Origin of the sequence: Gemmatimonas sp., from assembly GCF_021298855.1 — a bacterium.
In the GTDB taxonomy this organism is placed as follows: Bacteria; Gemmatimonadota; Gemmatimonadetes; order Gemmatimonadales; family Gemmatimonadaceae; genus Gemmatimonas.
On record NZ_JAJTHI010000089.1, the window covers coordinates 1 to 15,012 of the forward strand.

Annotated in this window: 12 protein-coding genes; all 12 read left to right on the forward strand. The window is 68.4% G+C overall.

Going from position 1 to position 15,012, the window contains the following annotated elements:
- Positions 1-294: 294 nt before the first annotated feature.
- The 12 genes from LW840_RS17460 to LW840_RS17515 all read left to right on the forward strand — a co-directional run bounded on the left by LW840_RS17460 (position 295) and on the right by LW840_RS17515 (position 14,883).
- On the forward strand, positions 295-1,203 hold the full coding sequence (locus LW840_RS17460; protein ID WP_291277473.1) for a hypothetical protein: 909 nt from the start codon (positions 295-297) through the stop codon (positions 1,201-1,203).
- Positions 1,204-1,210: 7 nt separating this feature from the next.
- On the forward strand, positions 1,211-2,728 hold the full coding sequence (locus LW840_RS17465; RefSeq protein WP_291260453.1) for an ATP-binding protein: 1,518 nt from the start codon (positions 1,211-1,213) through the stop codon (positions 2,726-2,728).
- A gap of 235 nt (positions 2,729-2,963) precedes the next feature.
- Positions 2,964-4,274 carry a sigma-54 dependent transcriptional regulator gene (locus LW840_RS17470; protein ID WP_291277474.1) on the forward strand — a complete coding sequence of 437 codons (1,311 nt, stop codon included), beginning with the start codon at positions 2,964-2,966 and terminating at the stop codon, positions 4,272-4,274.
- 384 nt (positions 4,275-4,658) lie between these two features.
- Positions 4,659-5,069 (forward strand): response regulator, encoded by a 411-nt coding sequence (locus LW840_RS17475; RefSeq protein WP_291260451.1) that lies wholly within the window; start codon positions 4,659-4,661, stop codon positions 5,067-5,069.
- A gap of 206 nt (positions 5,070-5,275) precedes the next feature.
- Entirely contained in the window at positions 5,276-6,187 is a 912-nt protein-coding gene (locus LW840_RS17480) for an alpha/beta fold hydrolase (protein WP_291260450.1), read from the forward strand.
- A gap of 46 nt (positions 6,188-6,233) precedes the next feature.
- Positions 6,234-6,764, forward strand: coding sequence for a MerR family transcriptional regulator (locus LW840_RS17485; protein ID WP_291267566.1), 531 nt, complete (start codon positions 6,234-6,236; stop codon positions 6,762-6,764).
- Positions 6,765-7,118: 354 nt separating this feature from the next.
- Positions 7,119-8,720 (forward strand): phosphoglycerate dehydrogenase, encoded by a 1,602-nt coding sequence (serA, locus tag LW840_RS17490; RefSeq protein ID WP_291260448.1) that lies wholly within the window; start codon positions 7,119-7,121, stop codon positions 8,718-8,720.
- Positions 8,721-8,923: 203 nt separating this feature from the next.
- Positions 8,924-10,303, forward strand: coding sequence for an FAD-binding oxidoreductase (locus tag LW840_RS17495; protein ID WP_291273428.1), 1,380 nt, complete (start codon positions 8,924-8,926; stop codon positions 10,301-10,303).
- A gap of 74 nt (positions 10,304-10,377) precedes the next feature.
- Positions 10,378-11,028 (forward strand): HAD-IB family phosphatase, encoded by a 651-nt coding sequence (locus tag LW840_RS17500; RefSeq protein ID WP_291267564.1) that lies wholly within the window; start codon positions 10,378-10,380, stop codon positions 11,026-11,028.
- A gap of 71 nt (positions 11,029-11,099) precedes the next feature.
- Entirely contained in the window at positions 11,100-12,227 is a 1,128-nt protein-coding gene (locus tag LW840_RS17505) for an alanine--glyoxylate aminotransferase family protein (RefSeq protein WP_291273427.1), read from the forward strand.
- A 134-nt stretch (positions 12,228-12,361) separates the two neighbouring features.
- A complete protein-coding gene (locus LW840_RS17510) occupies positions 12,362-13,723 on the forward strand; it encodes a Fic family protein (protein WP_291277475.1) in 1,362 nt (453 codons plus the stop codon).
- A gap of 83 nt (positions 13,724-13,806) precedes the next feature.
- Positions 13,807-14,883 carry an ADP-ribosylglycohydrolase family protein gene (locus LW840_RS17515; protein ID WP_291277476.1) on the forward strand — a complete coding sequence of 359 codons (1,077 nt, stop codon included), beginning with the start codon at positions 13,807-13,809 and terminating at the stop codon, positions 14,881-14,883.
- Positions 14,884-15,012 lie beyond the last annotated feature (129 nt).

Genomic DNA, 15,012 nt, shown 5'->3' on the forward strand with positions numbered 1-15,012 from the left:
CCCAGCTGGCGCAGCCAGCCACCCCCGACCCCCGTTTTTGCCACGCGTCGTCACCCGCGTAGGCGCCCGCGGTCCTCCACGTTGGCGCCAACGCGTTCGTGCCATCGCGTTCGTGCCAACGCGTTCCTGCCAGCGCGTGGTCGCTCGCGCGTCGTTTCCCGCGTCGTTTCCCGCGTCGTTCGCCGGGCCAGGGCTTGACTGTGCGCCCGCGTATGTGTACTAGGAGCAGGTGATTTTCGCGGGCACTTTCCGCCCGCCCGATCCGGTCCTGTACAGCGCTCAAGAGGAGGCGTCATGCGGCGTGGCGACGAGTTGGAGAAGCTCCATCTGATCGACGACGATATGGATGATCTGGGGGGCTACGGACGCTCGTCGTACGACGAAGATGACGACGATGACGGCTACGGCCTCCCGTCGGAGGACGGCGATTCGCTGTGGGACAGCACCGACGACGACGACGACGAGGACGACGACGACGAGGACGACGACGGCTTCGAGGACGACGGCCTGATCGACGACGAGGACGACGAGGACGACCTCTTCGGCCGCCCCATCGTGCGTCGTGGCCCCGGCCGTCCGCCCAAGAATCCAGGCGCCCCGCGCCCTGCCCCCAAGGCGAAGAAAGCGCCCAAGGTCGACACCCCGACTCCGGAACCCGAAGCGCCGGCGCCGGCACCGGCCGCCGACGCCCCGGCCCCCGCGGCCGAGAAGCCGGCCAAGGCCCCCAAGGCCCCCAAGGCCCCCAAGGCGCCGGCTGCGGCACCCGCGGCCAAGGCACCGGCCAAGGCACCGGCCAAGGCACCGGCTGCCAAGGCGCCCGTCGCCAAGGCCCCGGCGGCCAAGGCGCCCGCCAAGGCCCCGGCGGCCAAGAAGGCGGTAACCAAGGCCGCGCCAAAGGCCGCGCCAAAGGCCGCGCCAAAGGCCGCGCCAAAGGCCGCGCCGGCCAAGGCCACCAAGAAGGCCGCCCCCAAGAAGGCGGCGAAGGCGCCGGCCAAGCCCGCCAAGAAGGCGGCGCCCAAGAAGGCCGCCAAGCCCGCGAAGAAGGCGGCCAAGCCCGCAAAGAAGGCCGCCCCCAAGAAGGCCGCCGTGAAGAAGGCCGCCCCCAAGAAGGCGGCACCCAAGAAGGCGACCAAGGCCCCCGCCAAGGCGGCCAAGAAGGCCGCCCCCACGAAGGCCGCCAAGAAGGGGACGAAGCGTCGGTGAGTGGCCGGTGAGTGCCACCCACGGGCAGCCGTCGTTCTCGCGACGGCTGCTCGATGCCCTCCCCTTCACGATCTGGTCGGTCGATCTCGAAGGACGCATCACTGCGGCAAACAGCGCCTGGTCTCGGTTTGCCGAGGAGAATGGAGCACCCGACATCGCGCCCGAAGCGGCGGTGATCGGGTGCTCCGTCTTTGACAGCGCGAACGACGAGGCCTCGCGGCAGCAGATCGCCCGGGCCATGGAGATGCTCAGCGACGGACAGGTCACCTCCGTGCGCTGGGAGTTCCCCTGCAGCGCGCCCGACGAAGAGCGCGTGTTCCTCATGCAGGTCACCGCGCTGCGCGAGGACGAGCGGGTCACCGGCTTCGTCTTCGCCACCGTCGACATCACCCCCAGTCACCGGTCGCGCGAAGCGCTCATCAACACCGGCATCGCGCTCGCCGAGGCCATCGCCCTCGACCGCGTCTACGAGCAGGTGGCGCTCCAGCTCAAGCGCGCCATCCCCAGCACCGGCTTCGTCATCGCCATTGCCGACGACGAAAGCGGCCGCTTCGAGATCGCGCACCGGCAAGGGTACGCCGCCTATACCCCCGAGGAGATCGAGCTGCGCCTCACCCGCGCCTGGCTCGATGCCCTCGCCACCAGCAACGTGGTGCGCGAGGCCACCCCCAACGGCCTCGAAATCACCGCCCCCCTGGTGAGCGCCGAGGGGGTGCTGGGGGCCCTCACGCTCTACGCCGAACCCCTCGAGTCGGAAAGCGCCATCGAGGAGACCGAGCGCGTGCTCGCCGTGATCGCCGCGCAAACGGCGGTGGCCATCGAGCGCGCCTGGCTGGTGCGCCGGGTGGAGTCCAAGCGGCGCCTCGAAGCCATTGGCGAGGTGGCGGCGGGCGTGGCGCACGAGCTGCGCAATCCGCTCTTCGGCATCTCGTCGGCCGCGCAGCTGCTGCGCTTCCGGGCCCGTGAGGACCCGGTGGTGGAAAAGAACGTGGGGCGCATTCTCCGCGAGGTGGAACGACTCAACAAGATGGTCACCAGCCTGCTGGAGTTCGGCCGCCCCAATGCCGTGCACCTGCAGCCCGCCGACCCCGAAGTGGTGTGGGACGATATCCTCGAGGGGGAGCGCGCGCGCCTCGACACCCATCGCCTCACCATCCGCCGCACCCGTCCCGCGCTGCCGGTACGCAGCATGCTCGACCCGGAGCAGCTGGGGCAGGTGTTCCGCAACATCCTCGTCAACGCCTGCGACGCCGCCCCCGAAGGGTCCGAGCTCATCCTGGCCAGCCAGGTCTCCCCCGTGGGCGGGTGGCGCTGCCGCCTCACCAACGGCGGCCCGTCCATTCCGGCGGAGGTGCTGCCGCACGTGTTCGAGTTCTTCTACAGCACCAAGGCCGGTGGCACCGGCATTGGCCTCGCCCTCTGCCAGCGCATCATGGACGAACACGGCGGTACCATCAGCATCGATTCGCAGCCGGAGCAGGGCACGACGCTCACGCTCACGCTGCCGGCGACGGCGGCGACGTGAGGGGGGGGATCTCGTGAGGAAGAACAGCGGGTACGGCGACGAACAGCAGACGGCAGACGGCAGGAACCACAGTAGGCAGACTGCAGGGATGCGGAATGTCGGGCGCGTGCGCTCCGCGCCGCGCCCGATTTCCCTATTCCTCCCGTCTGCGAACTGTAGTTCCTGCCGTCTGCCGTCTGCTGTTGAAGCCCGGACTGCCGTTCACGCGCCACCGCCGCTTCCGGTCGCCTGACCCGTGATCCTCTCCATCCTCGTCATCGACGACGACGAAACCGTCCGCAGCACCCTCGTCGAATTCTTCGAGACCTTCGGCTATACCGCCCGCGGCGCCGCCACCGCCTCGGCCGGCCGGCAGCTGGCCGCCGAACACGCCCCCGACGTGGTGCTGCTCGACCTGCGGCTCCCCGACGCGCACGGTATCGTGGCGCTCGATGCGCTGCTGGCCGACGACCCCGAGCTGGCCGTCATCATGCTCACGGGGCACGCCGATGTGGCCACCGCGGTGAAGGCCATGCAGCATGGCGCCGCCGACCTGCTGGAAAAGCCCATGGACCTCGAGGCGCTCGCCGGGGCCGTCGAACGGGCCGCCCGCCGCGGCCGCCTCAAGCAGGAGGTGGCGGTGCTGCGGGCCCAAAGCCGCGCCGACGAACCGGCCAAGGTGTCGCTCGCCCCCACCCTCGAGCAGCTCATCGTGCTGGCGGCGCAAAACGCCGACGCCCCGGTGCTGCTGCAGGGAGAAACGGGTACCGGCAAGGGGTTCGTGGCGCGGCAGATTCACGAACGTTCGGCACGAAACCAGTCGCCCTTCGTGGAGATCAACTGCGCCTCCCTCTCCACGACGTTCTTTGAGTCGGAGCTGTTCGGCCACGAACGAGGGGCGTTTACCGACGCGCGCCAGGCCAAGCGCGGGCTGCTGGAAGTGGCCGGCGACGGGACGGTGTTTCTCGACGAAATCGCCGAGATGGGGCAGGAGGTACAGCCCCGCCTGCTCAAGGTGCTCGAGGAGCGCACCTTCCGCCGGCTGGGCGGCACCACCACGCTGCGCTCCAACGCCCGCATCATTGCCGCCACCCACCAGCCGCTCGCCGAAGCGGTAGCCGAGCGGCGCTTCCGGGCCGACCTCTACTACCGGCTGCAGGTGCTCACCCTCACCCTGCCGCCGCTACGCGCCAACCCGGAGGAAGTGTTCGTGCTCTCCCAGAGCTTCCTCCCCAAGGGACACTCGCTCACGCGCGCCGCCCAGGATGCCCTGCGCGCATACCGCTGGCCGGGCAACATCCGCGAACTCAAGAATACCCTCTGGCGCGCCGCCATCCTCGCCGGCTCCGCCCCCATCGACGCGGTACACCTGGGGCTCCCCGGCGCCAGCGCCCCGGCCGCCCCCACACCCGCCTCGGCCAGGGTCCGCCCCCTCGAAGAGACCGAGCGCGACGCCATCCGCACCGCCCTCGACGTCACCAACGGCAACCGCTCCGCCGCCGCCAAGGCCCTGGGGATCGCCCGCTCCACCCTGCTCGAAAAGCTCAAGCGCTACGGCCTGGAGTAGGGAGAAAGGTGGACGTGCTGGTTCCTTTCTTCATTACGTGATGCAAACCGCTGCTACGCATACACTTGGGTGGGCGGCAGGTGGGTGAACGGCTCGTCGGAGTCATGGAGCCACGGAGGCACGGAGCGGCTCCCGCTGGCGGTGATGGTGGCCCCCGGATGCCCTCACCACATGAAACCCCGTGTCTCCGCGCCTCCGACGATCAGTTCCCCCGCCCCTCCGAAATTCAAACGCCCGAAATCCGCACACTCGAGCCGGTGTGACCGATTACCGGACAATCCCAAAACATCACCTTTGTGAGCCCGTATGCTCGCAAAAGTCTCTAATTGAACAACTTGCCACACCGTGCCACCGCGCGGCCCGCTTCTCGCACTACAGGTCGGCATGAAGACCGAAGCTGCAACGAAGGCCGTGCTCGTCGTCGAGGATGAACAGAGTATCCGCGATGTCCTTGTCGAGCTGTTCGAAGTGGATGGGAACACGGTCAATTCAGCTGAGCTCCTTCCTGAGGCACTCGAAAAGCTGCGCACGCAGCGCTTCGATCTGATCGTGACCGACCTCCGCCTTGGCGGAAAGCGGGACGGCGGGCTGCAGGTCATGGCCCTTGCCGGCATGCTCTCCCCCGATGCGATGGTGCTCGTCCTGACCGCGTACCCCGACGATTCCAATCGTCAGGCATCGTTCCGTCTCGGCGCGCTGCACTTCCTGGAAAAGCCCGTGGATCTCGCCACCATTGCGAACTATGCGTCATCCGTGGGAGTGCGTACCGCCTTCGCGACCAGCCTCAAGGAGTAACACAGCGCACGCCTGAGTCCGGGCCGCAGAGCCTCTGCAGCCTCACAACTCGAATACCGCCCTCCTGGGGCGGGCACGGTCGCGCGATCGTGCCGACACAATCGTCTGGTCGTTCCGGTGGGTGGTGGGTGATACTGGGGAGTGTCACACGGGCGGCCAGGCGAGTCGGCACAGGATCAGCGCGATTCGTGCATTCAGGAGGGGGCATGTCGACCAACCACGAGCGTCACATGCCACACGAAATGCGTGCCTCCGCCACATCGCCGCTCCCCAATCCGCTGGGGGGCGAGCGCCGCATCTACGTCTGGCGCGGCCACCGCGTCGCCTATGTGGTGCACGGCCACGGCGACCCCATCGTCTTCATCCACTCCATCCACGCCGCCGCGTGGAACGCCGAGTGGCGACGCACGGTCCCGGCGCTCACCGAGCACACCAGCTACGCCCTCGACCTGCTCGGCTTCGGTGCCTCCGACCGGCCACCCCTGCGCTACACCGCGCAGCTCTACCTGCAGCTCATCCACGACTTCCTCGTGGACGTGGTCGGCGAGCCGGCGCTGCTCGTGGGCAGCTCGCTCGGTGCCACCTACGCCATCGCCATCGCCGCCGACCACCCGCAGCTCGTGCGTGGCGTCGTAGCCATCGGCCCCGGTGGCGTGTCGCGCCTCATCACGCAGGGTGGCATGCCCTTTGGCGCCATTCAGGGCACCTTCCGCACGCCCGTCGTGGGCGCGGCCCTCTTCAAGGCGCTCGTCTCGCACCCCAGCATCCGTTTTTTCCTCAAGGACATCTACGCCTTCGGCCTCGATCGCGAAACGGAACAGCTCTACTGGCTGAGCGCCAACCAACCCAACGCGCGCTTCGCTCCCGCCGCCTTTGTGGGCATGCAGCTCAATTGGGACATCCGCCAACGCATCGCGCAGGTGGAATGCCCGCTGCTCATTGCCTGGGGCACACGGGCCAGCCAGACGCCGTACGCGGAGGCCGCGCAGGTCATGCGCCGCGCGCCGCAGGCCGAACTCGTGTCCTTCGAGGCTGGGGATCTACCGCACGAAGAAGTACCGCACGTCTTCAACGCGGTGCTCAAGGACTTCGCCCACCGTACCGTCGCCGCCGTATAACGCCCCGCCCCACACCCGGGGAAAGGCAAGTATATTTGCCTCTCTCATGGCCGAGTCTCCCGTCCCCCTCCTGCGCGCCCACGCGCGCCATGCTCCGTGGAACGCGCGCGGACTCGCGGCCCACGCGGCTGCGCTCGTTGACAGCGCCGGCGTGAAGCCCACCAACGCGTCGGCACGGGCCACGCCCAGTGCGCGTGCGGTGCGCTTCTACGTGGCCAACGGACTGCTCGACCGCCCGGAAGGGGCCGGCACCGCCGCCACCTACGGCTACCGGCATCTACTGCAGCTGCTGGCCATCAAGATCCGTCAGCGCGAAGGACAGACGCTCGACGCCATCAAGGTGGAAATGAAGGAGACCACCGGCGATGCGCTCGAACGGCGCGTGGCCGCGTCACTTGCGCCCGCGCTGTCACTGCAGCTCGACCCGGTGCGCAAGAACACCAACCCGGTAGCCAGTTGGCGACGCATCAGCATTGCCGACGGCGTGGAGCTGCACGTGCGCGACGACTCGCCGGCGGCCTCCGATGACACCGTGGTGGCCCTGCGCGACGCGCTGCGGAGACAGTTGGGTCTCTGAGCGGGATCGGACAGTCGGACAGTCGGACAGTCGGACAGTCGGACGGTCGGACGGTCGGACAGTCGGACGGTCGGAGGTCGGACTGATCGGACGGTCGGAGGTCGGAGGTCGGAAGCCGGATGAATGCCGGAGGTCCGAATTGGGATACCGCGTTCGGAGGTCGGAAGCCGGAGGGGGAGGTACGCTGTCCCGCCTCGGACTTCCGACAACCGTCCGGCCTCGGACCTCCGGCATTCATCCGGCCTCCGAACATCTGGCCTCCGAACATCTGGCCTCCGGCATCCATCCGACATCCCCGATCTCAGTCGCAGTACCTTTCGACGTTCGTCGTCGCCCGTCCTTCAGCCCCCAACAATGTTCCGCGTTCTCGTCACCGATGATGTCGATCAGGAAGGCCTCGCCCTGCTCGCCGCCGAGCCGCTGTTGCAGGTGGACGAAGTGCCCACGCTCCCCAAGGACGAGCTGCTCGCGCGCATTCCCGACTACGATGCCATCGTGGGGCGCAGCGCCACGCGCATCAGCGCGGAGCTGCTGAAGGCCGGCACGAAGCTCAAGGTCATTGGCCGCGCCGGCGTGGGCGTGGACAACGTCGCCATCGACGTGGCCACCGCACTCGGCATTGCCGTCATCAATGCGCCCGCCGGCAACACCGTGGCGGTGGCCGAACTGTTCTTCGGCGCCACCATTGGCCTGCTGCGGCAACTGCCGCGCGCGCAGCAGGTCATGGAGAATGGCCGCTGGGATCGCAACAGCTTCCTGGGCCGCGAGCTCAAGGGCAAGACGCTCGGCATCGTGGGACTCGGCCGCATTGGCAGCGAAGTGGCCACGCGCGCGCACGCCTTCGGCATGACCGTGGTGGCCTACGACCCCTACATCGCCGACGAGCGCTTCACCGCCCTGCGCGTGCGCCGCGCGCCCAGCCTCGATGCCCTGCTCGCCGAAACCAACGTGCTCACGTTGCACGTGCCGCTCACCGACGAAACGCGCGGCATGATCGGCAAGCGGGAACTCGCGCGCCTCCCCAACCGCAGCGTGGTGGTGAACATGGCGCGCGGCGGCATCGTGGACGAAGCGGCGCTGCTGGCGGCGCTGCAGGGCGATCAGCTGCGTGGCGCGGTGCTCGACGTGTACGAGGCCGAGCCGCTCGCTGCCGATTCGCCGCTGCGCAGCGCCCCCAACCTCATCCTGCTCCCGCACCTCGGCGCCAACACGGTGGAGGCACAGCGCAACGTATCGCGTGACGTGTGCCTGGCGGTGCGCGACGCGCTGCTGCGCAACGATCTCTCCAAGAGCATCAACGTGGCCGGTGGCGCCGGCGAGTGGGGCGACCTGCAGCCGGCCATGCTGGTGGTGCGTCGCGCCGCCGCCGTGGCCCGCGCCGTGCTCGCCGACCAGGGCATGCGCGCCGTGCGCCGCGTGGCGCTGCGGGTAAGCCCCGATCTCGCTCACGGCACCGGCGCACTGCTCGCCGCCGCCGCCGCCGGCGTGCTGGAGGGCGTCATCGAAACCGATCGGCTCAATCTCATCAACGCGCGCTCCCTCGCCGAAACCCGCGGGCTCGAACTCAGCGTGGGCGAAAGCCACGAACTGGGCGCACGCACCATCGAAGTGGCGCTCGCCGGCGGCATGCAGCAGCTGGCCGTGACCGGCACCGCCCCCGAGGGCGGCACGCCGCGCCTCACGCAGATCGGCAGCTTCCACATTGACGTGAACCCGCGGCAAACACTGCTCATTCTCACCAACCACGACGTGCCCGGTGTCATTGGCCGCGTGGGCACACTGCTGGGTGAGCAGCACGTGAACATCGCCGAGTATCACCAGGCACGCCTCGCGCAGGGCGGTGATGCCCTCGCCGCCGTGAGCGTGGACGGGGAAGTGAGCGAAGTGACCCGCAAGGCGCTGCTCGAACTCCCCGATGTGCTCACCGCCAGCGTCGTGCAGTTCCGCGACGAGTAGGAACCGTCGGTACCCGCCGTCATGCTCGCGCCGTAACCATGACCCATAGCGCCGTCCATGATAACGCCGTCCATCCATAACGCCGTCCATCCATAACGCCGTCCATCCATAGCGCCGTTCATCCATAACGCTGTCCATTCATAACGCCGTTCATCCATAACGCCGTTTCCCCTCACATCTCACGTCTCACGTCTCGTCTCTCCGTGTCTCACCTCTCCCTCGACCACGACGTCCGCTTCGCGCATGCCCGCGATGCCTCCGGGCTCGAACTCATCCCCGAGTCCGTCGCCCGTCCGTCGTCGGTCGATGAACTCCGTGAGATCCTCGAGGAAGCCACGAGCACCCGCACCTGCGTCACTCCCGCCGGCTGGCAGAGCAGCACCACCGGCGCCAGCATCACCGACCGCGGCATGCTGCTGTCGCTGCGCAACTTCAGTCACATCGGTGACGTGGACACCGACCGGCGGTGCATCACCGTAGGCGCCGGCGCCATTGTGGCCGATGTGCGGCGCGCCGCCGAGGCGAAGGGGCTGCTCTTCACCCCCGACCCCACCAGCGAGGAAGAGTGCACGGTGGGCGGCGCCATTGCCTGCAACGCCAGCGGGGCGCGCAGCCTGCGCTACGGCGCCACCGGCCCGCACGTGCGCGCGCTCACCGTGCTGCTGGCCAGCGGCGAAACGCTGCAGCTGCGGCGGCCGCAGTTGGAGAAGAACACCGTGGGCTATCCCATTGCCCACGACCCCGTGGAGTGGTTCGTGGGAAGTGAGGGCACGCTGGGAGTGGTGGTGGAGGCCGAGTTCGCGCTGCAGCCGCTGCCGCAGCAAGTGCTGGGGCTCATCGTGCCCTTCGCGCACGAGGCCGATGCCCTGGCGTTCGTGGTGAGCGCGCGCCGCAGCACCGCCGTGCATCCGCGCTGTCTCGAGTACTTCGATCAGGGCGCCATGGACATTGCCCGCGCCGCAGAAGGAAGCAGCAGCTGGGCCACCGACGCGCGCGCCATGGTGTACGTGGAGGAAACCGGCGCGCAGGAGGATGCGCAGGAGGAGCTGCCGCTCGACGAGTGGCTGGCGTTGGCCGAGGCGCACGCCGCCATGGCCGAGGACATTCGCGTGTACGACTCACCCGCCAGTCAGCTGGAGGCGCGTCGCATGCGGCACGCCGTGCCCGCCACCATGAACGAACGTGGCGCCGCGCGGCGTCCCTTTGGCGGGCGCAAGGTCAGCACCGACTGGGCCGTGCCCTACCCGCGGTTGGCCGAAGCGCTGCACATCGCGCGCAACTTTGCCGTGGAGGCGGGCATTCCGCTGGGCATTGCCTACGGCCACGCCGGCAACGGGCACCCGCACCAGAACTTCGTGGCGCAGGACGCGCATGAACTGAAGCGCATCGAGCAGGTGGTGTACGCCACCCTCAAGGCCGTCATTGCCATGGGCGGCACCGTGGCCGCCGAGCATGGCATTGGCAAGCTCAAGCGCCGTTGGCTGCCGCTGCAGATGAGCGACGCCCAGCAGCGCCTCATGCGCGCCGTGAAGCGCGAGTTCGACCCCTACGGCTTGCTGGCTCCCGGCAACGTCCTGGGGTAGGGAGCGCAGAACCCCCTGCGTGGTTGCCCCCTTCGCCCTGCGCCCTGACACCCTTCCCCCTTCGTTCGCGTTTCGTGTCCCGACCGCTGTATAAGACTGTCATCTTCGACGTCGACTCCACCTTGGCCGCCATCGAGGGCATCGACTGGCTCGCCGCGCTGCGCGGTGCCGAGGTGGCGCGCGAATGCGAGGAGCTCACCGCGCGCGCCATGGCCGGCGAGATGCCCCTCGAGGCCGTGTACACGCGGCGGCTCGAGCGCATTCGCCCCACCGCCGCGGAGCTGTTGCAGCTGGCCAATGCGTACCAGCACGCCATCGAACCCGGCGCGCGTGAACTCATCTTCGAGCTGCACGCCGCGCGCGTGCACGTGCATCTGCTCAGCGGCGGGCTGCGCCCCAGCATCATCCCCCTGGCGCTGCAGCTGGGCGTGGCCGCCGATCGCGTACACGCCGTGAGCCTCGCGCAGCACGCCGACGGGACCTTCAGCCTGCTCGACGGCGAGCAGCCGCTGGCCACCCAGCAGGGCAAGCCCCTCACCGTGCAGCGCCTGCAGCTGCGCACACCCGTGGCCATGGTGGGCGACGGCAGCACCGACGCCGCCGTGCGCGGCGTGGTGGACCGCTTCTTCGCCTACACCCGCGTGGCCCGCCGAGAGAAGGTGGTCGCCGTGGCCGACGCCGAGGCCCCAAGCTTCGAAGCCTTGCGGGAGTTGCTGTTCACGTAGTCTCCCGCGGCAACCCGCAGTTGCCGCTCTCGCAGTAACCATGACGAAGTTCACCACATGACGCCGTTCCCATGACGCAGTCTCCCGCCGTCTCCATGACACCGTTCGGCACCTTCTTCCTCCCCGGCCCCACCGAAGTCCGCCCCGAAGTGCTGGCGGCCATGACCGGCCCCATGCTGCCGCATCGCGGGGCGGCGTTCGAGGCGCTGTTCGCGCGCGTGCAGGCGGGGCTCAAGCCCATCTTCCGCACGCAGCGGCCGGTGTACGTGAGCAGCAGCAGCGCCACGGGGCTCATGGAGGCGGCCATTCGCTGCGCGCGGCCGGGGGCCATCCTCTGCCTCGTGAACGGCGCCTTCAGCGAGCGCTTTGCCAACATCGCGCACAGCTGCGGGCGGGACGCCACCATCATTGGCGGCGACTGGCACCGTCCCGTGCCGCTCGAGGTGGTGGAAGCGGCGCTCGAGGCGCGGCCGTACAGCGCGCTCACCGTGGTGCACAGCGAAACCAGCACCGGCACGCTCACCGACATTCAGGCGCTCACGCAGCTGGCGCACCGCTACGACTGCGCCGTGCTGGTGGACAGCGTTACCGGGCTGGCCGGTGTGCCCGTGGAAACCGACGCGTGGGAGCTGGACTTCGTGCTCACCGGTTCGCAGAAGGCACTCGCGTTGCCGCCGGGACTCGCCTTTGGCGTGGCCAGCGAGCGCTTCATCGCCACGGCCGGCCTGGCCGAGGGGCGCGGGCTGTACTTCGATCTCGTGGAGTTCGAGCAGTACATCCACAAGAACCAGACCCCCAACACGCCGGCGCTCAGCCTGTTGTATGCCACCGCCGTGCAGGGCGAGCGCATCACGAAGGAAACCATCGAGCGGCGCTGGGAGCGGCACACGCAGATGGCCGAACACACCCACAGCTGGGTGCACGAGCTGCGGCAGCGCGTGGGGGAGCCGTTCTGCGTGTACGCCCCCGACGACGCGCGCAGCCACACCGTGACCGCCGTGAGTGTCCCCCCGTCGCTCAGCCCCGACGCCATCGTGAAGGGCGTGGCGAAGCGCGGCTTCGTGATTGGCGGCGGCTACGGCAAGCTCAAGGGCAGCACCTTCCGCATTGGCCACATGGGCGACCACACCATGGAAGGGCTGGAAAACGTGCTTGAGGCTACCGCGGAGAGTATCGAGGAGCTGCTCGCGTCATCGTAGTCGGTCAGCTTGACCGTTGTTTTACTACCTTTGGTGAAACTGGTAGAAAACAGGGAATCGCCGGCGACATGGGCCCCTGGATCCCCTATATTTCTACCAATTCCACCAAAGTTAGTAGAAAGTTAGGATCCAAGATGAAAGTCCCGCTGTCGCCGCCCGACCTCCATCAGGTTCTGTCTGGACTGCTGGCCGCCCCAAGCGGGGCCCAGCGGCTGCAGGAGCTGCTTTCCCTCGATCTCGGGCCGGCGCCCGGTGGGAAGTACCGGCACTGGGATACGTTCCGGCACGCGCCGCCGCGCGCCGACTTCAGCGCCAAGGAACAATGGTTCGCCGTCAAGTCGGCGAGGAACGCGTTGGCTCGCCCGCTCCCCCTCACGGACACTCGGCAGCGACCCTTCAAGGTCGCGTTGCCGGCGCCGGCGCTCGCCATGCTGCATCGCGTGGATCGGGACGCGGCGGGTAACCTGAGCGGGGCGTTCGTGGGAACGGAACCGATCACCAATCCCGCGACGAGGGAGACCTATCTCTTCAAGTCGATCGTCGAAGAGGCCATTACCTCGAGTCAGCTGGAAGGGGCCTCGACGACGCGGAACGTCGCGAAGGACATGATCCAGAACGGACGTCCGCCGTTCACGAGAAGCGAGCGCATGATCCTGAACAATTATCAGGGCATGCTCCTCGTTCGCCATCATGTGCACGCCCCGCTCACACCAGAGTTTCTCCTCGAACTGCAGCGCACACTCACCGGGGGCACCCTCGATGATGAGTCTGCCGCCGGTCGTCTGCGGACCGCCGATGAGCATATCGTCATCGAGGACGAGACGGGCGTCGTACTGCACACACCGCCCACGGCTGACGTGTTGGGCGACCGCATGCGTGCACTGTGTGATTTCGCGAACGGCACGAACGACAGCGAGTTCGTGCATCCCGTGGTCCGGGCAATCCTTCTGCATCTGTGGCTGGCATACGATCATCCGTTCGTCGACGGGAACGGCCGAACGGCGCGGGCTCTCTTCTACTGGTCCATGGTGCGGGCCGGCTACTGGCTGTGTGAGTACGTATCGATCTCGCGGATCCTCAAGAAGGCCCGCGGACAGTATGCGCGCGCGTACCTGTACGCCGAGACCGACGACAACGATGCCACCTACTTTCTGTTGTACCAGCTTCGCGTGCTCTGTCGGGCCATTGATGATCTCGAGGAGTATCTGCACCGAAAGGCGCGCCAGCTTCACGACATTGAACGGCTCGTGCATCGAGCCTCGCTCGATGGCCTGAACCCGCGGCAGCTCGCGCTCGTCCGCCACGCGCTCACCTCCGAGTTTGCCCGGTACACCGTGGCCTCGCACCAGCGCTCACACGGGACCAGCTACGAAACGGCGCGCAGCGACCTGCTGCGTCTCGTACAACTCGGCCTGCTCCGCCAGTCGAAGCAAGGCAAGGCGTTCGTGTTCCACCCTGCAGCGGACATTCACCAGCGAATCCCCAGCGATCGCTGACCCACCGAGTAGCCTCCCGTCTGCCGTCTGTAGTTCCTCCCGTCTGCTGTTTCCACATCGCCCACGCCCCGCACCAAGCCCTCATGTGGTCCCTCAAGCTCGACCCCGCCCGCCTCGCCGTACTGCCCCCGGTCCCGCCCATCGACCCGCTCGAGGTGCCCGACCTGGCCGATCGGGTGCGCGGCATGTTGCTGGGTGTGGCCATTGGCGACGCGCTGGGCAATCGCACGGAGAGCATGCTCCCTGCCGTGCGTGAGGCCGAGCACGGCCGCATTACCGGGTACCTGCCCAGCCGCTACGCCAATGGCGAGCCGGCGGGCACACCCAGCGACGATACGCAGCTCACCTGTCGCGCCATCGAGCAGCTACTGCACGACGGCGCGCTCGACGCCGACGAACTGGCCTTCCGCATTGCCAACGACCGCATCTTCGGCATCGGCAAGGCCACGCGCGACTTCTGCAACGCGCTGCGCACTGGTGCGCCCTGGTACGAGGCCACGCAGTACAGCGCCGGCAACGGTGCGCTCATGCGCATCACGCCCATGCTGCTGCCGCATCTGCGCACCGGGGGCACGGCGCTCTGGACCGACACCGCGCTGGCCACGGCGGTCACGCACAACGAACCGCTCGCCATTGCCAGCAGCGTGGCGTGGGTGGCGTTGCTCTGGCGGCTGCTCAACGGCGACCTGCCCGAAACGCCCATCGAGTGGCTGGACACCTACACCGAAGTACTGCGGGTGCTCGACGACGGCCAGCAGTACGACACCCGCGTGACCGCGGGGCCGTTGCAGCACTGGCGTGGCAGCCTGTCGCAGCTGTTGCACACGTACGTGCGTGATGCCGTGACCCGCGGCACCCCCGTGCGCGACGCCGCGCAGCAATGGTTCAGCGGGGCCTTTTTGCTGGAGACCGTGCCCACCGTGCTGCACATCGTGGCGCAGCACGGGCACGACCCGCGCGAGGCGCTGCTGGTGGCCGTGAACGACACGCGCGACAACGACACCATCGCCAGCATCGTGGGCGGCGCCATGGGGGCCGCGCACGGCACCGCCTGGATTCCCGCCGAGTGGCGCACGCAGCTGCTGGGGCGCATCAACGGCGATGACGACGGGCGCCTGTTCACGCTCATCGACGACGCGGTCGCGCGATTCGTGGGGTGATGGCAGGCGTGGCCTCGCCGGTCGGGTGGCACGGGCTACGCCGTGTCGCCCTTCCGGAACTTGCGCCGCTTCTTCCGCCGCGTCTTGCGCGCATGCCGGGGCTGCAGCCGGGCCAGCTGCTTCGCCTCC